The sequence below is a fragment of the Lutibacter agarilyticus genome (assembly GCF_900188235.1).
GTDB lineage: Bacteria > Bacteroidota > Bacteroidia > Flavobacteriales > Flavobacteriaceae > Lutibacter > Lutibacter agarilyticus.
On the sequence record NZ_FZNT01000001.1, the window covers coordinates 102976 to 125634 of the forward strand.

General features: G+C 32.3%; 13 protein-coding genes. 10 read left to right on the forward strand and 3 right to left on the reverse strand.

Translation table 11 applies throughout. The annotated features are described in order from the left end of the window. Positions 1 to 6 precede the first annotated feature (6 nt). From CHB67_RS00400 to CHB67_RS00410, 3 genes are all read right to left on the reverse strand, one after another. Positions 7 to 1734, reverse strand: a complete 1728-nt coding sequence (locus tag CHB67_RS00400) for a RagB/SusD family nutrient uptake outer membrane protein (RefSeq protein WP_089379764.1) — start codon at positions 1732 to 1734, stop codon at positions 7 to 9. Positions 1735 to 1757: 23 nt separating this feature from the next. Beyond that, entirely contained in the window at positions 1758 to 4847 is a 3090-nt protein-coding gene (locus CHB67_RS00405; RefSeq protein WP_089379765.1) for a SusC/RagA family TonB-linked outer membrane protein, read from the reverse strand. A 250-nt stretch (positions 4848 to 5097) separates the two neighbouring features. After that, on the reverse strand, positions 5098 to 6711 hold the full coding sequence (locus CHB67_RS00410) for a tetratricopeptide repeat protein (protein WP_089379766.1): 1614 nt from the start codon (positions 6709 to 6711) through the stop codon (positions 5098 to 5100). A 314-nt stretch (positions 6712 to 7025) separates the two neighbouring features. Here CHB67_RS00410 and CHB67_RS00415 point away from each other — a divergent pair, with 314 nt between their 5' ends. From CHB67_RS00415 to CHB67_RS00460, 10 genes are all read left to right on the forward strand, one after another. Next, positions 7026 to 9665 (forward strand): T9SS type A sorting domain-containing protein, encoded by a 2640-nt coding sequence (locus CHB67_RS00415; RefSeq protein WP_089379767.1) that lies wholly within the window; start codon positions 7026 to 7028, stop codon positions 9663 to 9665. Positions 9666 to 9667: 2 nt separating this feature from the next. After that, the gene (locus tag CHB67_RS00420; protein WP_089379768.1) at positions 9668 to 12226 is read left to right on the forward strand and encodes a glycoside hydrolase family 2 TIM barrel-domain containing protein; all 2559 of its coding nucleotides are present in this window, start codon (positions 9668 to 9670) and stop codon (positions 12224 to 12226) included. Positions 12227 to 12377: 151 nt separating this feature from the next. Then, complete coding sequence (locus CHB67_RS00425) at positions 12378 to 13394, forward strand: zinc-dependent alcohol dehydrogenase (RefSeq protein WP_089379769.1); 1017 nt, start codon at positions 12378 to 12380, stop codon at positions 13392 to 13394. 163 nt (positions 13395 to 13557) lie between these two features. Next, positions 13558 to 14322: an SDR family NAD(P)-dependent oxidoreductase gene (locus CHB67_RS00430; RefSeq protein ID WP_176461196.1), complete on the forward strand. Its 765-nt coding sequence runs from the start codon at positions 13558 to 13560 to the stop codon at positions 14320 to 14322. A gap of 23 nt (positions 14323 to 14345) precedes the next feature. After that, complete coding sequence (gene aldA / locus CHB67_RS00435; protein WP_089379771.1) at positions 14346 to 15800, forward strand: aldehyde dehydrogenase; 1455 nt, start codon at positions 14346 to 14348, stop codon at positions 15798 to 15800. Between the two features lie 92 nt (positions 15801 to 15892). Beyond that, complete coding sequence (locus CHB67_RS00440) at positions 15893 to 18082, forward strand: glycoside hydrolase family 3 C-terminal domain-containing protein (protein WP_089379772.1); 2190 nt, start codon at positions 15893 to 15895, stop codon at positions 18080 to 18082. A gap of 14 nt (positions 18083 to 18096) precedes the next feature. Next, entirely contained in the window at positions 18097 to 19191 is a 1095-nt protein-coding gene (locus tag CHB67_RS00445; protein WP_089379773.1) for a mandelate racemase/muconate lactonizing enzyme family protein, read from the forward strand. Positions 19192 to 19215: 24 nt separating this feature from the next. After that, a complete protein-coding gene (locus tag CHB67_RS00450) occupies positions 19216 to 20250 on the forward strand; it encodes an aldose epimerase family protein (RefSeq protein ID WP_089379774.1) in 1035 nt (344 codons plus the stop codon). Positions 20251 to 20287: 37 nt separating this feature from the next. After that, on the forward strand, positions 20288 to 21301 hold the full coding sequence (locus CHB67_RS00455; protein ID WP_089379775.1) for an L-rhamnose/proton symporter RhaT: 1014 nt from the start codon (positions 20288 to 20290) through the stop codon (positions 21299 to 21301). Positions 21302 to 21338: 37 nt separating this feature from the next. Then, positions 21339 to 22559 carry a glycoside hydrolase family 117 protein gene (locus CHB67_RS00460; RefSeq protein ID WP_089379776.1) on the forward strand — a complete coding sequence of 407 codons (1221 nt, stop codon included), beginning with the start codon at positions 21339 to 21341 and terminating at the stop codon, positions 22557 to 22559. The last annotated feature ends 100 nt before the right edge of the window (positions 22560 to 22659 follow it).

The window sequence follows — 22659 nt, forward strand, 5'->3', positions numbered from 1 at the left end:
TTTTAATTACAGTTGTGGATTAGTTTGAACTTCTTGTGTTGGAATAGGGAAGTAATCATGTTGTGCTGAATTATAGTTCTGAGAACTTAATAAAAAGTCAGGTCTAATTCTTTCTTTAATAAAAAGAGGTGCAATTCCATCTCCTGAAATATCCAATAATTCTTTATTTTCATTTCTCCATACTTCATCAGCATAAAGGTCATCAAAAACTTCTTGTACAATTCCCCATCGTACTAAATCTTTCCAACGGTGTCCTTCAAAAGATAATTCTAGAGGTCTTTCAACTCTTTGTATATGTGTCATTACATTTTCAACAGTAGCACTTACCATAGGTTGTGCTCCATGAACTTGAATACTTACGTGTAATTGAGGGAAAGTACCAGAGTTTTCGTCTAAGTATTGTTGAATTGTTTTAACTCCAGCTCTTGCTCTTACCATATCAATATAAGTAATTGCTGTTGCAACGTCACCACTATTGTTTAAGACTGCTTCAGCATACATTAAATAAACATCAGCAAATCTAATATGTCTGAAATTAATTCCAGATCTACTCAAATTATCTTCAGCATCTAAATGGTACCAGTTTGTATGTTTTTTTACATAAGCACTTTGACCAAAAGCCCAACCTTTTGCTTCAGGACTATCAAGCTCTATGTTGTAGTATAAACTTTCTCCATTTTTTGGGCAAATACTTGCAGTCATTCTTTTTGAATGCATGTTACCATCATTAATAGCATTTGTTGGGTCAACTTCGTCATTTACATATAATTCGTGTAAAAAATAAGAAGGTAATAAGGTATTGTATCCTCCAAAATTTAGTTGTCCTAGACCTCTTGCTAAGGCTGAAGCTTCTGCCCCAGATTCATTAGTGTTATCATCAACTGCTGCTCCTGGAGCTCCAGGATTCAGCTCTGACGAATAAGCAACTTCAAATATTGATTCAGAATTAAACTCATTGTTGTGAGTAAAATTATCCATAATATCTGCAGTTAAACTATATCCTCCTTTTTGAATAACCTCTTTAAATAGACTTGCTGCTTCTGACCAGTTTTCGTCATATAAATATACTTTTCCTAGCATTGATGCAGCTGCTCCCCAAGTGATTCTACCAAGATCAGCGTCACTACTCCATTTAATAGGTAAATTAGCTTCTGCGAATTCTAAATCAGGTATAATTACTGTATTTGTAACCTCGTTCATAGTTGAAAATGGCTTTGCAAGATCTTCTTTTACTTCAGCTACTTTTGTATGAATTACCGCTCCACCATAAGTGTGCGCAAGTTGAAAATAATAGAAAGCTCTTAAAAAACGTGCTTGTCCTTCAATTTCGTTTCTACTATTTCCGGTAAATATAGTAGGGTCAGCTTCTTCAATGTATTGTATAACTTGATTTGCTCTAAAAATTCCAATATATAACTCATTCCATTTGTCGGTAACAAAATATGAACCATCATTATAAGTTAGGTTTCTAAAGGCTGAAGGTCTGTACCAAGATTCTGTTCCAGCTATATCTCCTAGCACCATGTCATATTGTGTTTCACCACCACTAACGCTTTGAAATTGTAATGCTCCGTAAACAGTGGTTAAGGCACTATTAAATTGTTTTTCTGAATTCCAAAACGTATCAGTAGTTGTTGCGTTTGGATTTACTTGTTCTAAAAAGTCCTGCTCATCACACCCAATGAATAAAAGAGAACTTAAGAAAAGTAATTTTATATTTTTTAATATTTTCATAATTTATAAAATTTATAAGTTAATTAAAAGCTCAATTGAAGTCCAAGCATGAATTGACGTGTTACAGGGTAATTACCTCTATCAACACCTCTTGTAAATATTCCATCACCACCTACTTCTGGGTCATAACCTGAGTAGTTTGTAATTGTAAAAGGATTTACAGCAGTTGCGTACAATCTTAGTTTTTCAACATTTGCTAAATCAATTACTTTATCTAAAGAGAAACCAAGGCTAATATTTCTAATTCTGAAATATGAACCATCTTCTATGAAATAATCAGATCTTGCTCTAACGTTATTATGGTAAGCATTTTGTCTAAAAGTAGGAATATCAGAATTTGCATTTTGTGGAGACCACATATAATACAAATCAGCATGTCGCCCTGCCTGATATGCATACAACTTAGATCCGTTATAGATTTCAGCACCTTCTGAATAATAGGTTTGAATGTATAAATCAAAAGCTTTGTAATCAAAATTAAAGTTTAAACCAGCTTCAAATTTAGCTTGCCCAGAACCAGCGTATACTCTATCATTATCATCAATTTTACCATCCTCATTTTCATCAATATACATCATGTCTCCTAATTGTGCACTTCCATCAATTGCTTTATATGCGTCTAACTGTTCTTGCGTTTTAATTACACCCGCATTTTGAACTAAAAAGAAAGCGCCAGCTTCATATCCTTCAGCTAGATAGGTTGTATAATCTACGTTTTCACCTCTTGATACTACTGGTCTACCATTTGCAAAACCTCTTTCAACACCATTTAAATCAGTTACTTCATTGTCATTCATAGTAAACGTACCGTTAATTGTGTAGTTTAATCCATATGAAGTTTTATCACTCCAGCTTGCTGCAAACTCAAAACCTTGGTTTATCATGTTACCTGCATTAATGGTTTTAACATCATAGGTTCCTGTAGCTCTTGGTTGATATGTTCCTGTTGAAGCAGGAAGTCTTTCTTGCAATAACATATCTTCTTTTTCATTTTTGTAAACATCTGCAGTAACATTTAAACGATAATCTAGCATGGTTAAATCGATACCTATATTTGATGAAACTGTAGTCTCCCATTTAATATTTGGATCAACATAACGTCTTTGAATTGCACCAAAATTTAATTCTTCATTAGGACCGTAAGGATAGTTGATACCTGATTCAATTACTGGCGTATATGAATAAGAAGGAATATTTTGATTACCTACCTGTGCCCAACTTAATCTTAATTTAAGCGAATTTACTGATTCAACATTTTGGAAGAAATTTTCTTCGTGAATATTCCATCCTGCTGAAGCTCCAAAGAAATTACCATATCTATTTGATTCTGAAAACTTTGAAGATCCATCTCTTCTATAACTTGCAGATAATAAATATTTTTGATTATAATTGTATTGTACCCTAAGTAATTTACCACTAATAGTGCTTTCATCTAAAATACCTGCAGGTTTAACACCTTCACTTCCTGAACCAATGTTATTAATTTCATTATTAGCTTCTTCACTAAAAATTGCGCCTACTGATAATGTTTCATTGTTAAATCTTTCATATGAAATTACACCTAAAAGATCTAAGTTGTGGTTTCCAAAACTTTTTTTATAGGTTAACATTCCTTCAATAGTTTCTTTACCACTCCAAATATAATCTTGGGTAATTTGAGCTTGAGGCGTAGATGCTGTAGGATTGTAGGTTCCATCGTTAGCGTATACTAAATACTGAGGTCTGAAAAATTTACGTTCATAATTGTAAGAATTTTTACCAAGATTGGCTTTAATTTTAAATCCTTCTAAAATTTCAAATTCTAAATTAATTGCAGTGTTAGAGCTATTTACTTCTCTGTTGTCTTCATTGTTCAGTTGGCTTGATAAGTAGCTATATAGAATTGCATTGGCATTTGGTAATACAACACTGTTTTCTCCACTTGAAGGGTTGTCATTAAGTGGTCGTTGGTATGGAGCTTGAGAAATTGCATACTCATACAAAGCCCAAGGTTCTTGTTCTGTTTTTTCCTGCGTGAAACCCATTGTTGCAAACGCTTTGAATTTTCCTTTTCTGAACTCCCCAGTAATTCTATTTGTAAAACGACTAAAACCAGAGTTTATTAAAACACCTTCTTGGTTAAAGTAATTGCTATTAAAATTTAAAGTAAGGTTTTTAACCCCCCCAGAAATAGCTAAATTAAAGTTTTGCATTCCTGCATTATCATTTTGAACATCTCCTACAAAGTCTGAATCATAATCCAAAGCATCAGGATTGAAGTATAAGATTAGTGACTCTCTTCCAAGCGCATCTAACATTACTTTATCTTCATATAATTGTTCTACAGTGTGTAATAAAGGAGTTCCTGAAGTAATATTTTGAATTCCACCATAAGTGCTAAAATCAATTTGCATTTTTCCTTCTTTTCCTTTTTTCGTTGTAATTAATATTACCCCGTTTGATGCTCTTGTACCATAAATTGACGCTGCTGCACCATCTTTTAAAATATCTATTGTTGCAACTTGTTCAGGTGCAATATTTGGATTTCCTTGATAAGGTATTCCATCAACAACATATAAAGGACCAAGTGCACCAGCACTAATTGATCCTAAACCACGAATTTGAACATTTGCAGCTTCACCTGGTCGTCCACTACTGGCTTGAATATTTACACCCGCTACTTGACCTTGCAGTGCTGATGCTAAATCAGATGTTGGTTGTTTGTCAATTACATCAGATGAAATATTAACAACTGCTCCTGTAATCTCTTTTCTAGCTTGTGTACCATAACCAACAATTACAACTTCATCTAAAGCTGAAACGTCTGGTTCTAGGTTGGCGTTAACTGACGTTAAATTATTTACGGCAATTTCTTTAGTGGCAAAACCAACATAACTAAAAACCAATATGCTATTAGGTTTAGTTTTGATTTCATAATTTCCATTAAAATCAGTAGTGGTTCCATTATCTGAACCTTTTTCAATAACACTAACACCAGGTAAAGGTCCACCTTCACCAGTAACTGTTCCTGTTACAGAAGTTGTTTGCGCTTGAATTAAACTAAAACTAAATAAAATCATGCTTGTGATTAAATAAATCTTAGTTTTCCAATTAACAAGTAATTTGAATTTCATAAAATAATATATTTAAAGTTTGTTTAACAAATCTCACTCATTGAAGCTGATATTTAATAAAATAGTACTAGACGAAAACTAAACAAGTGAGCGGTTAGGGTAAAATAAAACTAGACTAAAACTGAACTTCTCTATAAATTACTATTTTTAATTACCTGTTATTCAATATTTTAAATATATTTTACCTGAATTTTTAAGTCGATTTTATAGACTCTGTGTAATTTAGGCGGGTATTAAACTAGACTTTGTGTTAAAATTTACTCATAAATTCCTCTAGATTGTCATTTCGCTGTAATCCAAGTTTTTTTCGAAGTCTATATCTTGACGTGTGTACGCTTTCTACAGATATACCGAGTAGTCTTGCCATATCTTTACTTCTGAAATTTAATTTAACTAAAGCACATATTTTTTGGTCTGTTTGACTTAGCGATGGGTACTCTTTTTGTAGGTTTTTATAAAAACTTTGATTGATTTGCGTGAACTGTGCTTCAAATTCATTCCAGTTTTTACCTAATGATCCTTGAATAGATTTTAAAATTCTATTGATAACCTTTATATCAATATGGTCTTTTTGTCCCGATAATTTCTTTTTAATACTTGTAATAAATTCATCTTTTTCAATAAGTCTTAATGCGGCTTCTGTAAGTTCCATGTTTTTCAACTCTAAAATATCGTTTTGCTTTTGAATATAAAGTTGCTGTTTTGCCTCAATTAGTCTTTTTTCGTTTTTATGCTTAGTTCTTAAATTTTTAAGCGACCTATAGGCAAAAACAATAATAAATATGATGGCTGCTATTAAAATGATAGATTTTAATAGCCAAATTTCATCTTCTTTTTCAAGATCCGCTATTCTTTGTTGTTTTAATATGTCCTCTTGTTTATCTTTTTCTATTCGATACTTGTCTTTAATTTCAAGTAAATGTTGATTATTTAAACTTTTGCTTCCAAATATAGCATCCTCTAATTGTTTTGATTTTTCTAAATTAATATATGCTTTTTCATAATCGTTTTTCTTTAAATATACCCTAGACAATCCTTCATATAGTTTTGGTGAGTAATTTAAATGCCTATTAAATTTGCTTGTTAGTTCAATAGAAATGTTAAAATGTTCAATGCTTTTGTCTAATTCGTTTTTTAGCTCGTGTACTTCTCCTATCAGTGAATGAATAATAATTAGATAGGGTTTTTCGTATTGATTAAAATATTTCTTAGCTGTTTCTAATTTTTTAAAAGCACTATCAAAGTCGCCATCATTTGCGTCTACAAAACCAGATTCTGCTAAAATAAAAGGGCTTTTAAGGTTGTTTGATATGTTTTTTTGTAACTGATTACAACTATCTAAATAAACTTTTACCATATCAAAGTTTTTGTTTAACCTATATAAGTTGATTATGGAAAAGTAATTGCTTAAAATATAGGTCTGCATAGATTGATCTATCTTTAATTGTTTTTTGCGTATACTTATAGATCTATTGAAATATTTTAAAGCTTCATTATCTCTTTTATAGAAGCTATAAAGCCAACCTAGTTGCTGGTATATCTCGGATAAAGAAGCGGAGTCTTTTGAGCGATCAGCTAATAGCAGTGCTTTCCAGTATCCATCATAAGATTTCCCATAATCTACATTATGTGCGTAAAGAAGGGATAGTTCAGTTAAGGTATTAATTGCTCCAACTGTGTCCTTTTTTTTAATCAATGCTTTGTAGCTCTTATTGTAGAAGTACGCAGAGCTATCGGGTTTTACATATCTTAATTCTTTGGCCCTTTTTTGAGAGAATTCAATGTCGTTTATTTCTTGGCTAAGACTATTTAGAGAAATAAAGAGTAAAATAATAAAAATACTGTTGTTTTTTAAAATTTTCATAAGTCTATATTTAATTGAAGTCAAATATAGTAATTATAAGTTTTTATCTACTACATATGATTATGAGTTAGGGTTTTAGATTTGAATTAATCTGAACAATCTTATCATTTTTTATATTTTTTTATGTTTTAATTGCTTAAAAAACAGTAGTTAATATTATTGTTGCAATGTTTGTTGATTGATTTTTATTTCATTTTTTTTATTTATTATGTCTAGTTATTTTCTATGTAATAAAATTAGATGTCAAGTTATTGTCTAGTTTATTATAGTGTTTTTAAGAAGTTTAATAATGAGATTTGTGAAAAATAATAATAATGATTACTATTCGAAAATTTTTCTATTTATGTCTTTTTAGCTTTAGTTATTTAGTTAGTAATGGGCAAGTAAATGTTTCGGTTAACCTGAATGTGAAGCATTCTGTTGGTGATATTTCCAGTTTTGATAGATCCAAATTTATTGTAATTCATGCAAATTCAACTGAGAATGAATGGGGAGGTGATAATTTTACACCAGACTTAAAAGACCATTTTTTAAATGGATACGATGTTTATTTGGGTAGGGATACCGGTGGTATTACTTGGAACTTAAACCAAATTCAAGAAGATCCTACTAGAACTGGATATGCCAATCCTTCTGAAATTGCTTCAAGAGGATTAACTACTAGAAATAATTTTGCAAGCAATACAAATATTCACCAATACGAAAACAGAAAAAATGCTGTAGTTGCAGCACAATTACATCCATTCTGGACAGGTGAAAGTCAAAAAGCAACAGCTCAAGGTTGGAAGCTTGAAAGCCCAAAAGCTACTGGCGAATATATGGGGCGCTATTTTAATGAATTTCATGGTGGTAACGGACAAAAAAAACCTGCATTTGTTGAAGTTATAAATGAACCTGCTTACGAGGCTTTAGGTGGTAAACTTGATTATACGAATTCTATACAAGAAATAGCAGATTTTCATGTAGAAGTTGCTGATGCCATTAGAGCACAAGATCCAAGTTTAAAAATTGGTGGTTACACAACGGCATTTCCCGATTTTGAAGTTGGAGATTTTCAGCGTTGGAATAATAGATGGAAATTGTTTATGGATGTGGCAGGTGATAAAATGGATTTTTGGTCTATTCATTTATATGATTTTGGATCCATTAGAAACGGGCAAAAAGAACTGCGCTCAGGAAGTAATGTTGAAGCTACATTTGATATGATGGAGCATTATAGTCAGTTGTCGTTTAATGAAGTAAAGCCTTTTGTGATTTCAGAATATGGAGCGCAAACTCATGATTATAATAATGAGGCTTGGAGCTCGTATAGAGATTGGTTGCATGTAAAAGCTTCAAATTCACAATTAATGTCGTTTTTAGAACGTCCAGAAGCTATTGCTTCAGCTATAAATTTTGTGATTGTTAAAGCTGAGTGGGGTTTTAATAGTAATAAGAATATACCGTATCCAAGTCGTTTAATGCGAAAAGCGAATGAACCAGCCAGTTATACAGGAGAATGGGTATATACTGATATGGCTAAGTTTTTTGAGCTATGGAAAAATGTGAACGGAACAAGAGTTGATTCAACTACAGATGATTTAGATATTCAAGTAGACGCTTATGTAGATGGTAATAAAGGTTATGTGATTTTAAATAATTTAAATTTTGAAGCTACTACTATAAACCTAAACGTTTTTGATGAAGACTATAAAAGTGTAAGTAGTGTTGTAAAAAAACATTTAACATTATCTGGTAGTGATACAACAGTTTTAAATGAAGAAACATTTACTTCTGCAATTTCTTCAGTTGAACTTGGAGCTGAATCTACTATAATTTTAGAATATACTTTTGATAGTGCTATTGTAATTGATAAGACTTCCGAAGAAAAAAAATATTACGCAACTACTTATTTAAAACCTATAAGTGCAAATCAACCTAATACATTTAATATCAGTAATATTGTTAAAGGTGCTTATGGTGAAGCTGTTCTTCGTATTGGTGTTGGAAGAGAACACGGAAAATCACTACATCCAAGTGTAAAAATAAATGGACAAACAATTAATGTTCCAACAGATTGGAGAGGTTACGACCAGGCAGAGCGTGAACGCTTTTTTGGGGTATTAGAAATTCCCGTTTCGTTTGATGTTTTACAAGCAAATAACACTGTTGAAGTTGAGTTTTCTGATGCTGGCGGGCATATAAGTAGCGTAAGTATGCAAGTTTTTAATTTTAGTGATAATATTAGAGAGATAGACCCTGAATTATTTCCTTCAAATAATTATAAAATAAAAACGACAAGCGAAACGTGTTCAAATTCAGAAAACGGAATCATAGAAATTAATACAGAATTAATACAGAATTACAAAGCTCAAATTTCTAGTTCTAATTATAATAATGTTTTTGAATTCACTAATAATTTAACCGTAAATAATTTAAGTTCAGGAGAGTATACCATCACAATTACAATTCCAGAATTTCCTGATTATGAAGTGAATTTCACTCTTGAGATTACTGAGCCAGAAGCGCTTTCTGTAGCTTCTAAAGTAGATAAAACGGCTAAAAAAATAAGTTTAAAACTCTCAGGAAGTACAATTTATCACATCAATTTAAATGGAGTAAAATCAACTATTTATCAAAATGAAGTAGAGTTACCTCTGTTAGAAGGCGCAAATAACATTGTTGTATCAACAGATAAAGAGTGTCAAGGTGTTTTTAAAGAAGCAATGTTATTAGAAAGCTCCATCTTAATTTATCCCAATCCTGCAAGTAATTTTTTAACAGTAATTGTTCCGCAAGAAATGATAAATGGAGAATTATTAATATTCAATACAATGGGGGCACTTATAAAAACTCAGCAAATTATAAATAGCCAAAATTTAATTCAAATTCAAGATGTACCTAATGGAGTTTATCTTGTTAAAGCAGTAAAAGAAAACCAACAACCAATTCAACTAAAAGTTTTAATACAATAGAAATGGATCAACTTAAATTAACAAAGCTCATTGCAATAACATTACTTGTTTTTTGTTTTGCTAGCTGTTCAAAAAATAGTAAAAACAACACAAATTATGAAAGGATTTCAGATTTTAATTTGGACTGGAATTTTTATCTATCCGAAGAGGATACGCAATTTTCGGAAGTAGATGAAGATGCTTGGAAAAAAGTACAACTTCCACATGATTGGGCAGTTGAAAACGAATTTGATTCAACGTTGGTTTATAATGCAAATGCTACGGGTTATTTACCAAGTCAGGGATATGGTTTTTATAAAAAAACATTTAAAAAAGGGTACGATAAAAATAAGGTAACGTATGTTTTATTTGATGGGGTGTATAATAATTCTGAAGTATTTATAAATGGAGTAAAGCTAGGTTTTCATCCTTATGGTTATTCGCCTTTCTATTATGATATTTCAAAATATTTAAATAAAAATGGAGAGGATAATACACTTGTGGTAAAAATTGATCATTCACGATACGCTGATAGTCGTTGGTATACAGGTGCCGGAATTTATAGAAATGTTAAGCTAATTACGGCAAACAAACTTCATATCCCTGTTTGGGGAACATTTGTAACCACTCCAAAAGTTACTAGTGAAAAGGCAATGGTAAATATTGAAGTTTCAGTAAAAAATAGTTTTTCTTCGGAAGAAGAGGTTGTTGTTTCAACAGCGATATTTGATGCCAATGATTATGAAGAAGCAATAGTTGAAACCAAACTTACAATTGGTAAAAATTCTCAAGAAAGCATCAATCAAATGGTTGATGTTATAAAGCCTAAATTATGGTCTATTGATACGCCAAGCTTGTATAAAGCGGTAACTTCTATTTTGAAGGATGGAGTTGAAATAGATAGTTACACAACAGTTTTTGGTATTAGAGATATTAATTTTGATCCAAATAAAGGCTTCTTTTTAAATGGAGAAAGCCTTAAGATTAAAGGAGTATGTATTCATCATGATGGTGGTTTAGTTGGGTCGGCTGTACCTAAGGGTGTTTGGAAACGTAGGTTGAAAATATTGAAAGAAGGAGGCTGTAATGCTGTTAGAATTTCACATAATCCGGCTTCAAATGAGTTATTAGATTTATGTGATGAAATGGGAATTCTAGTCCAAGATGAACTGTTTGATGAATGGGATAACCCTAAAGATAAAAGGTTTAACCAAAACGAAAAAAGTGTAGATTATATTACACGAGGTTATGGAGAACATTTTCAAGAAAAAGCAGCTTCAGATGTACATAATGTTATTGTAAGTCATAGAAATCACCCATCAATAATTCAATGGAGTATTGGGAATGAAATAGAATGGACGTACCCTAGAAATGCTGCTGCTACTGGTTTTTTTAATAATATGAGTTGGAACGGTAACTATTTTTGGTCTGAGTCTCCTTATAGCATTGATGAAATTAAACAACAATTAGCAACACTTCCAAAAGGTAAATACGATATTGGAGAAACTGCTCAAAAACTTTCAAAATTGGTCAAAAACTTAGATACATCTAGACCAATTACTGCAAATTGTATTTTGCCTTCGGCGAGTCATTTATCAGGTTACGCTGATGCTTTGGATATTGTTGGTTATAGTTACAGAAGAGTTTTATATGACTATGGTCACAAAAACTACCCTGATAAACCTATTATGGGAACTGAAAACTTAGGGCAATACCATGAGTGGAAGGCAGTGCTAGAAAGACCATTTATTGCTGGAATGTTTATTTGGACAGGGTTTGATTATATGGGGGAGATTAGAGATCCTTGGCCTGTTAGAGTTCAACCTTCAGGTTTGTTAAATACTGCTGGTTTTCCAAAAGGGTCATACCATATGATGAAAACACTTTGGAACGATGAACCTCACATTCATTTTGCGACTCAAAACATTGAAAAATCACTAAATAAAATTAATAAACAAGGTGAAATTGTAGCTAAAAATCCTGAAAAGTGGAAAAATGCACTTTGGGAATGGCAAGATGTTAATGAACATTGGAATTACAATAAGGGGGAAATGATTTCGGTTGAGTTGTATTCTAATTGTGATGAAATTGAATTGTTTTTAAACAATCAATCTTTAGGCCTAAAAACATTGTCAGATTTTGAAGATCATATTTATAAATGGGGAGTTCCGTTTACTGATGGAAAATTAGTTGCAAAAGGTAAAAAAGATGGAATAGAAATTACTTCTGAAATAATTACTGCTAAAAAAGCAATGAAAATTGAAATCTCTTCGGAAGAAAAAGTATTAAAAGGAAATAATAAAGATGTTGCCCATATAATAGTTCAATTAACTGATGATAATGGTAATCCGGTAAAAACCGATGACAAAGAAATAACATTCGAGATTGTTGGAAATGCTAAATTATTAGGAGTTGATAATGGATGGAAAAAAAGTATTCAAAAATTTCAAACTAATAAAAACACCACACATAAAGGTAAAACATTGTTAATTATTCAAGCAATGGGGGAAGTGGGTGAAATTGAAGTTGTTGCAAGTGCAAAAGGGCTGCCTTCAAGTTCAATAAAAATAGAAATAAACTAGCATTTATTACAATAGTTAATATGTGATATAACTTAAACCATACCTTCTATTTATATAGGAGTTAAACAGTTAATATTGTATAGATTAAGTTAAAATATGCTGTTTAAAAGAAAAAACAAACAAACAAAATATTTAAAATAATTTTATTAAAATGAAAGCAACACAATACGAAGGAAATAAAACCTTCACGGTAATTGAAAAAGAGATTGAACAGCCAGCAAAAGGTGAAGTTAGAATAAAAGTAGCCTACGTTGGAGTTTGTGGAACAGATGTTCATATTTACCATGGAATGATGGATAAACGTGTTACAATGCCAGAAACTATTGGTCACGAAATGTCTGGAATTGTAGATGCAGTTGGAGAAGGAGTTTCTGATTATGCAATTGGCGACAAAGTAGTTGTTCGTCCGTTAGATGATCGTTTGGTAAAACCATCAGATAAAGGGTTCAATCATATTTGTGAAGAGTTAAAATTCATTGGAATTGATAGCCCTGGTGCTATGCAAGAATATTGGAACGTTCCTGCTTTTACATTACACAAATTAAAAGAAACTACTGATTTAAAATTAGCAGCACTAATTGAACCATTATCAGTGGCAACTCATGATGTTAGAATGAGTGGATTGGTAGCTGGTGAAACTGCTGTTGTTTTAGGAGGAGGCCCAATAGGTTTATTAGTAGCAATGGTTGCTAAAGAAGTTGGAGCGAATGTTATTATTTCAGAAGTAAATGAAGCGAGGATTGAAAAAGCAACATCTTTAGGTTTTGATGCTGTAAACCCTATTAATGTAGATTTAGTAGCCTATGTAAAAGAAAAAACTGAAGGGCGTTTGGCTGATGTTGTTTTTGAAGTTGCAGGTGTACAACCAGCATTAGATGTAATGACAGAAGTTGCAGGAATTAGAGGTAGAATTTTAATGGTAGCAATTCACGGACAAAAGAAAGAAGTTGATTTATTTAAATTCTTTTGGAAAGAATTAAAATTAATTGGTGCTCGTGTATATGAAAAAGAAGATTATGAAAAATCTATCGATTTAATTACCGCAAATGAATTGCCATTTGAAGAAATGATTACGGATGTTCAGCCATTAACAAATATTCAACAAGTATTTGAAAGTATAGACCAAAATCCTGACGGAATGAAGGTTTTAATGGATTGTAGTCTTTAATAATTTAAAACCGTTATTGCGTACAAAGCAATCTGTTATTGAATTATAATCACTTCAGTAGCTTTCCTTTTTCGTAATAACAAAACATCAAATAAAGTAATAATATTAATAGCTAAAGGCTAACAGTAACTAGCCAAAAGCATAAAAATTAAGTAAAATGAGTATTTTAAATAAATTTAGTTTAGAAGGTAAAACAGCTTTAGTAACAGGTTGTAAAAGAGGGATAGGAATGGCTATGGCTGTTGGTTTAGCTGAAGCAGGAGCAAACATTATTGGTGTTTCTGCTACGTTAGAAAAAGAAGGAAGCAAAGTAGGAGAAGCTGTAAAAGCAGTGGGAAAAAACTTTAGTGGATATGCTTGTGATTTTTCAGATAGAAAATCTTTATACGCATTTATTGCTGAAGTAAAAAAAGACCATCCACAAATTGATATTTTAGTGAACAATGCAGGGACTATTTTAAGAGCTCCTGCTGCTGAACACCCAGATGAAATGTGGGATAAAGTAATTGAAGTTAACCAAAACGCACAATTTATTTTAACAAGAGAGTTTGGTAAAGATATGATTGCAAGAGGTTCAGGTAAAGTAATTTTTACAGCTTCATTATTAACTTTCCAAGGAGGAATTACAGTACCAGGGTATGCCGCAAGTAAAGGAGCGATTGGTCAAATGACAATGGCGTTCGCTAACGAATGGGCAGGTAAAGGAGTAAATGTAAATGCTATTGCACCAGGATATATTTCAACAGATAATACAGAGGCATTAAGAAACGATCCAGAAAGATCAGCTTCAATATTATCACGTATACCAGCAGGACGTTGGGGAGATGCTGTAGATTTTGCAGGACCAACAGTATTTTTAGCTTCAGAAGCAGCAGCATATATGCACGGATCTATCGTTCTTGTAGACGGTGGATGGATGGGTAGATAATTCAATAATTTAAAATTAAAAAAATGTCAGATATTAAAGATTATCAGTTATTTATTAATGGAGAATGGAGAACATCAACATCAGGAGATACTATTGATATTGTAAGTCCATCTACCGAAGAAATAGTGGCTCGTGTTCAAAATGGAACAGCAGAAGAAGCAATTGAAGCCTTAGAAGCCGCTGATAAAGCTCAAAAAGAGTGGAAAAAATTACCAGCGCGTTCTCGTGCAGATTTATTATACAAATTGGCTGATGAAATTGAAGCTAATACCGAATATTTAGCTGAATTATTAACTAAAGAACAGGGAAAACTTTTAAAAGTTGCTCGTTTTGAAGTAGCCGTAACAGCTTCTTTTATTCGATATGCTTGTGAAGGTGCGCGTAGAATTGAAGGAGATATTATTCCATCGGATAATCCAAACGAACAAATTTGGATTCAAAAAGTTCCTCGTGGAGTTGTGGTTGCTATCACAGCTTGGAATTTCCCATTGGCATTGGCAGGTCGTAAATTAGGCCCAGCTTTAGTTGCGGGTAATACTATTGTAATTAAACCAACTTCTGAAACGCCTTTGGCAACCTTAGAACTAGGTAATTTAGCAAACAAAGTTGGAATTCCTGCGGGTGTAATTAACATTTTAACAGGGCCAGGAAGAGCTATGGGTAATGCTTTGGTTGAAAGTCCTATTTGTAAAATGGTAACTATGACAGGTTCTACACCTGTTGGTCAACAAATTGCACGCAATGCGGCTAATAATTTAACACATGTTCAATTAGAGTTAGGTGGTAAAGCACCATTTATTGTTTTTGAAGATGCCGATATAGATGCAGCAGTAGATGCGGCGTTACATTCTCGTTTCGATAATTGTGGTCAAGTTTGTACTTGTAATGAGCGTATGTATATTCATGAAGCTATTTACGATGTGTTTATGGAGAAATTCATCGCAAAAACAAAAGCAATTAAAGTTGGTGACCCAATGTTAGAAGAAACTGATATGGGACCAAAAGTGAACAAGAATGAGTTAGAGCATATGGAGCACCTAGTAAAAGTAAGTGTTGAAGAAGGTGCTACAATTGCAACTGGAGGTAAAAGACCTGAAGGAACTGAATTTGAAAAAGGTTATTGGTTTGAGCCAACTGTACTTACCAATGTAACTCAAGATATGACTATTGTTCATGAAGAATCTTTCGGACCAATTTTACCAGTGTTAAAGTTTAAAACTTTTGAAGAAGTTATTGGTTTTGCAAACGACTGTGAATATGGTTTAGCGGCAATGGTTTTTACGAATAATATGAACACCATTATGAAATGTAATGATGAATTGGAATACGGTGAAATTTATGTAAATCGTGGTCATGGTGAGCAACATCAAGGTTTTCATAACGGCTATAAATTATCTGGTTCTGGAGGTGAAGATGGAAAGTATGGTTTTGAACAATACATGGAAAAGAAAACATTTTATATAAAACATAAAGCATAATTAATTTGGTTTTTTGTGAACCGTTTTTGAACACTAGTTTGTTCAAAAACAGTTCTATTTTAAATCCTATCTAAATTCATTAAATACTTCATATGAAGAATTTACATTTAATACTACTTCTCGCTATTGGAATCTTGTCTAACAAAATGAATGGACAGCAACAGTTTAAATGGTTTGATGAAACAATTTCTTTTGAAGAAAGAGCAGACCTATTAATTGAAGCAATGACATTAGAGGAAAAAACTGCTCAATTTTTGAATGAAACTCCTGCAATTCCAAGATTAGGTGTGCCAGAATACAATTGGTGGAACGAATCACTTCACGGTATTGCTCGTAATGGTAAAGCCACCATTTTCCCTCAAGGTATTGCAATGGGAGCAACGTTTAACCCTTCTCTAATTCAAGAAATGACAACAGCCATTTCAAATGAAGGAAGAGCAAAATATAAAATTGCTCAAGCAATGGGAAATAGAGGCTTGTATGCCGGCCTAACTTATTGGTCTCCTAATGTAAATATTTTTAGAGACCCTCGTTGGGGACGTGGACAAGAAACTTATGGTGAAGATCCTTTTTTAACTTCAAAAATTGGTGTTGCTTATGTAAAAGGTTTACAAGGTAACGATTCAAAATATTTTAAAGCTACAGCTTGTGCTAAGCATTTTGCAGTACACTCAGGTCCTGAAGAATTAAGACATTCTTTTAATGCAGTTCCTTCAAAATTAGATTTATACGAAACCTATTTACCTGCTTTTGAAGCGCTGGTAAAAAAAGGAAATGTACAGGGAGTAATGGGTGCTTATAATGCAGTATATGGCGAACCAGCTTGTAGTAGTGAGTTTTTATTAGATGAATTGTTGAAAAAACAATGGGGTTTTAACGGTTACATTGTTTCTGATTGTGGTGCTTTAGGTGATATTTTAAAAGGTCATAATAAGGCAGAAACTGCTGAAGAAGCTGCTGCTATGGCAATGAAAGCAGGTGTAAATTTAAATTGTGGATGGGTATATAAAAACATACAATCTGCCATTGATAAAAAATTAATTACTGAAGAACTTGTTGATCAACGTTTAAAGCAATTATTTTTAATTCGTTTTAAACTTGGCTTCTTTGATAAGGACGAAAGTAATCCATTTAATAATGTAACTTCAGAAGTTATAAATTCAGAAGAACATAAAAATTTAGCAAGAAAAGTAGCACAACAATCTATAGTGTTGTTAAAAAACAAAAACAATGTTTTACCATTAAATAAAAACATTAAAACCTTATATATTACGGGGCCTTTTTCATCATCTAGCAATATATTAATGGCTAATTATTACGGAATGTCTGCTAATTTAGTCACTGTTTTAGAAGGTGTTACTGATAAAGTTTCATTGGGAACATCATTAAATTATCGTCAGGGTGTATTGCCTTTTAGTAAAAACTTAAATCCGTTAAATTGGGCACCAAAAGTTGCTGGTCAAGTTGAAGCAACTATTGTTGTTGTAGGTATTTCAAACGAAATTGAAGGAGAAGAGGTTGATGCGATTGCTTCAGAACATAAAGGAGATAGAAAAGACTTGAAATTACCACAAAGTCAGATAGATTATATTAAAGAATTATGTGAGTACAAAAAAGGGCCAATTATTTTGGTTATTGGTACTGGCAGCCCAGTTTCTTTAGAAGAGGTTGAACCGCTTGTTGACGCTGTTGTATGTATGTGGTATCCTGGAGAACAAGGCGGTAATGCTGTTGCCGATGTATTATTTGGTGATGTTGCACCTTCTGGGCATTTACCTATTACTTTTCCAAAAAATATAGATCAACTTCCTGCTTTTGATGATTATAACATGAAAGGCAGAACTTATAAATATATGACCAAAGAGCCATTGTATCCTTTTGGTTTTGGGTTGTCTTATGCTTCTTCTGAATTTAGCAATATCACTTCAAACTTAAATAAAGTTAAAAAGGGTGAAGATTTGTCTATTTCGGTTGATGTAAAAAATATTGGATCTATGTATTTTGAAGAAGTAGTTCAAGCTTATTTAGTTCCAGTTAACGGAGCAGATTATTTGCCAATTTATTCATTAAAAGGATTTGAAAGAGTTCAATTAAAAGTTGGTGAAACAAAAAATGTACACTTCAATCTTAAAACTGAAGATTTAAAACAAATTAATTTAGAAGGTGAAAAAGTTTGGATGAAAGGAGATTATAAAATTATAATTTCAAATGCTTTACCTAGTAAACGAAGTGTTGATTTAGGTTCAGCAAAACCTATTGAAACAATTATAAATTTAAAATAAATAGAATACATAAAATGAGTACAAAAATTTCAAAAGTTGATGTTCGTCTATTTACGGTGCCTTTACCAGAAGTAATGTCGGATGCAAAACATGGAGACCATTATCATTTCGAATTGGTTACTGTAACCATAACTTTAGAAGATGGTAGCGAAGGAACTGGATATACTTACACAGGTGGAAAAGGTGGTTTTGCCATTAAAGCAATGATTGAGCACGATTTTGCCAATGTTTTAGTTGGAAAAGATGGTGCTGATATTGAGGGTATTTATGATTTTTTAGAATGGCATATACATTATGTAGGTCGTGGTGGTATCGCTTCATTTGCTATTTCAGCAGTTGATATTGCTTTATGGGATATTCGTTGTAAAAAATTCGATCAGCCTCTTTGGAAAGTTGCTGGTGGTGCAGATAACACATGTAAAGCATATTGTGGCGGAATTGATTTAATGTTTCCAATTGAGAAGTTATTAAATAATATGAAAGGTTATTTAGCGAGTGGATTTAATGCTGTTAAAATTAAAATAGGTCGTGAAAATTTACAAGAAGATTTAGATCGAATTAAAGCGGTTAGAGAATATATTGGGCCAGATGTTACTTTTATGGTAGATGCCAATTACTCAATGACTGTTGAAAAAGCAATTAAAGCTATTGAAGGTTTTAAACAATACAATATTACTTGGTTTGAAGAACCAATTATTCCAGACAATTACAAAGGTTTTGGTGAAATTGCTGATAAAACAGGTTTTCCGTTAGCAATGGGTGAAAACTTACATACTATTCACGAATTTGAATACGCAATGGATCAAGCAAAATTATCATTTGTTCAGCCAGATGCTTCAAACTGTGGAGGTGTTACAGGTTGGTTGGCAGCAGCTAAATTAGCCGCAAAAAATAACATTCCTGCTTGCTCTCACGGAATGCAAGAGTTACACGTAAGCTTGGTTTCTTCTCAGCCAAATGCAGGTTGGTTAGAGGTACATAGTTTCCCTATTGATCAATATACAACAAGACCGCTAGTTGTTGAAAATCATAGAGCTGTAGCACCAGATTATCCTGGAGTTGGAGTTATTTTTAATTGGGATAAATTAAGTCCTTACGAAGAAAAATAAAAATAAACCAAACCAAACATACTTATGAATATAAATAAAACTGATTTTGGAGTCTTTAATGACGAAAAAACAGAAATATATACACTAAAAAATAACAATGGGGTTGAAGTTAAAATTACCAATTATGGTGCAACAATAACTTCATTAATTGTTCCAAATTCAAAAGGAGAATTAGAAAATATTGCCTGTGGTTTTGATACGCTAGAAGGATATTTTGGGAAAGATTATGTTGAAAACTCACCTTATTTTGGAAGCACAGTTGGAAGATATTGTTCTCAAATAAAAGATGCTAAATTTACCTTAAACGGAAAAGAATTTCAATTAGCAGCAAATTGTGGAGATAATAATTTACACGGTGGAGTAGTAGGTTTTGATAAAAGAATATGGACTGCTGAAATTATAGGAACTTCTTTAAAAATGTCTTTATTCAGTAAAGATTTAGAAGAAGGTTATCCTGGGAATGTTGAGGTTTCTGTTGTGTTTTCTTTAACCGAAGAAAACGAGTTAAAAATAGATTATAGTGCAACTCCAGATCAAGATACACCTTTAGCTTTAACAAATCACACTTATTTTAATTTAAATGCTTTTTCTTCAACCGTTGAAAATCACATTGCGCAAGTAAACACTTCAAAAAGGCAAGTGATGGATGAAACTGGTGCAGGTACAGGTGAAATTGTAAATGTAGAAGGTGAAGCAGATGATTTAACAGTTGGGAAAAAAATAGGAGATGTGCACCAAGCCATTGGAGATGGTTTTGAACATTTCTATGTTTTTGACAACCCTAATTTTGAATTGCAAGAAGTGGCAAAAATAACATCTGAAACGTCTGGTCGTTCACTAACAGTATTATCTACAGAACCTTGTATGTTGTTATATACAGGTAAATATACCTCAGATGCTATCAAACGAGAAAACGGGGAACAATACGGGAAATACAGAGGTTTTTGTTGTGAAACACACCGCTTACAAAATGGACCAAATATTGAAAATTCTCCAAAATCAATAACAAAAGCAGGAGAAAAATTTAAAAGTACCACCATCTTTAAATTTGGATGGTAATTAAAAAATTAAACCAAACACTTAAAATTTAATAATTATGATTGAAGGAATTATTTTAGCCATAGGAGCAGGATTGATGCTTGGCTTATATGCATTACCAGAAAAATTCACAAAAGATTTTAAATTCGAAAACACATGGGGATTGTTCTTTATGTTAACTATGTTTTTAGTACCCATAATAGCATCCATTTTTCTTATAAACGATTTTAGTGGAGTATTTGCAGCTGTACCTACAGATATTTTATTTAAAATGGCAGGAGCAAGTGTATTGTGGGGAGTAGGTGTTATGATGTGGGGAAAAGCGATAAATCATATTGGTTTATCACTAGGTTTTTCTATTTTTATTGGAACAGTAATTTTAGTCGGGTCAATATTACCTTTCGTTGTTGAAGGCTTACCGGAATCTAATGTGTTCTTTACAATTCTTGGAGGAATTTTTGTTGTATTATTAGGAGTGTTATTTAACGGACAAGCTGGTTTTACAAGAGAAATTGATGAAATTGCATCTGGAAATAATACAAAAGAAAAAGGATCCATGGTTACAGGGATTTCAATTGCTGTAATTGGTGGTTTATTAGCTACCGGTTTTAGCTATGCAAATGCAGTAGGAAGACCATTTATTCATGAAGCTTCTCAAGCAGCTGGAAATCCAGAATGGGTTACTGCTGTAGGAGTAATGTTCCCTATTTTTATAAGTGGAGGTATAGTAATGGCAGCTTATTTTGCTTATCAGTTAACTACTAAAAAAGCTTGGGGAGATTTTAAAACACCAAATTTTGCTAAAAACTTTTGGTTAATTTTAATCATGGCTGTTTTTCATTATGCAGCTTCAGCATTATTTGCTTTCGCAGCATTTAAATTAGGTGAAATAGGTAATACTGTTGGGTATGCAATTTTTAATACTTCATGTGTTGCTACTGCTATTGTAAGCGGAATTATTACCAAAGAATGGGTAGACGCATCTAGTAAAGCTAAAAACTATTTATATCTAAGTTTAGCTTGTATGATTCTTGGAATTGTAATCATTGCTGTTGGTAATGGAATTTCATAAAAACTCAATATTAAATATTAAAAAATAAATAATACAAATGAAAAAATCAATATTTTTATTACTTGCTATTACAGGAGTAAGTTTAATTTCTTGTAAGTACGATGACAAAAAAACGAATTCAGAAACAACTGCAACTATTGAAATTACAGATGCACAACAAGATTATTTGGGTATAACAAATAAAGATAAATTAAGTGCAGCTTCAAAAAGAGCTTTAGAGTGGCCTACAGACCTAGGAAATGATTGGTTTTTTGAATACAAAGTTGAAGATTTAAAAGGCGATTTTGCTTATGAAGAAGGTGTTGTGCGAAGAGATCCTAGTGCTATGATAAAACACGATGGTAAATATTATACATGGTATAGTAGAAGTACAGGTTTGTCTCAAGGATTTGGAGGCGATGTAACAAAAGATAAAGTTTTTCCTTGGGATAGATGTGATATTTGGTATGCAACTTCTGAAGATGGAATTACTTGGAAAGAAGAAGGTTTAGCAGTTGCTCGTGGAGAAAAAGGAGCGTATGATGATCGTTCAGTATTCACGGTTGAAATTATGATTCATGACGGTATTTATTACTTGTGCTACCAAACAGTAAAAGATCCTTATAGTGTTCGTGTTAAAAATCAGGTTGGTTTGGCTTGGTCTAATTCACCAAATGGTCCTTGGACAAAAAGTGAAGAACCAATTTTAAGTCCTGCAGATAATGGTATTTGGAAAGGTGAAGAGCAAAACAGATTTAATGTTGAGAAAAAAGGAGATTTTGACAGTCATAAAGTACACGATCCTTGTATTATTCCTTTCAAAGGAAAATTCTACTTATATTATAAAGGTGAGCAAATGGGTGAGCAAATTACATTTGGTGGTCGTCAAATTAGACATGGAGTTGCTATTGCTGATAATCCAAAAGGGCCATATGTAAAGTCGCCTTACAATCCAATTAGTAATAGTGGTCACGAAATTTGTGTATGGCCTTACAATGGTGGTATTGCCTCTTTAATTACAACAGATGGACCTGAAAAAAATACAGTACAATGGTCTCCTGATGGAATTAATTTTGAAATAATGGGAGTGGTAAAAGGAGCACCTCACGCTATTGGATTAAACAGAACAGCAGACAATGAGAAAAACCCAACGGAAATTTTAAGATGGGGATTAACACACGAATATAAAAGTTGGGACTATCAATATATTAGAGGTTTCAAAACTTGGAATATGAAAAACCATACAGCTAAAGGCGAAAAGGCTACTAGCAAAGAATAATAGAATATCTCATTAAGAAATATTATTTTTAAACAGAGGCTGTTTAAAAAGTATCAAAACTTTTCATTAGAAACTTAATTTAGGTTCGCAAAAGTTTTAC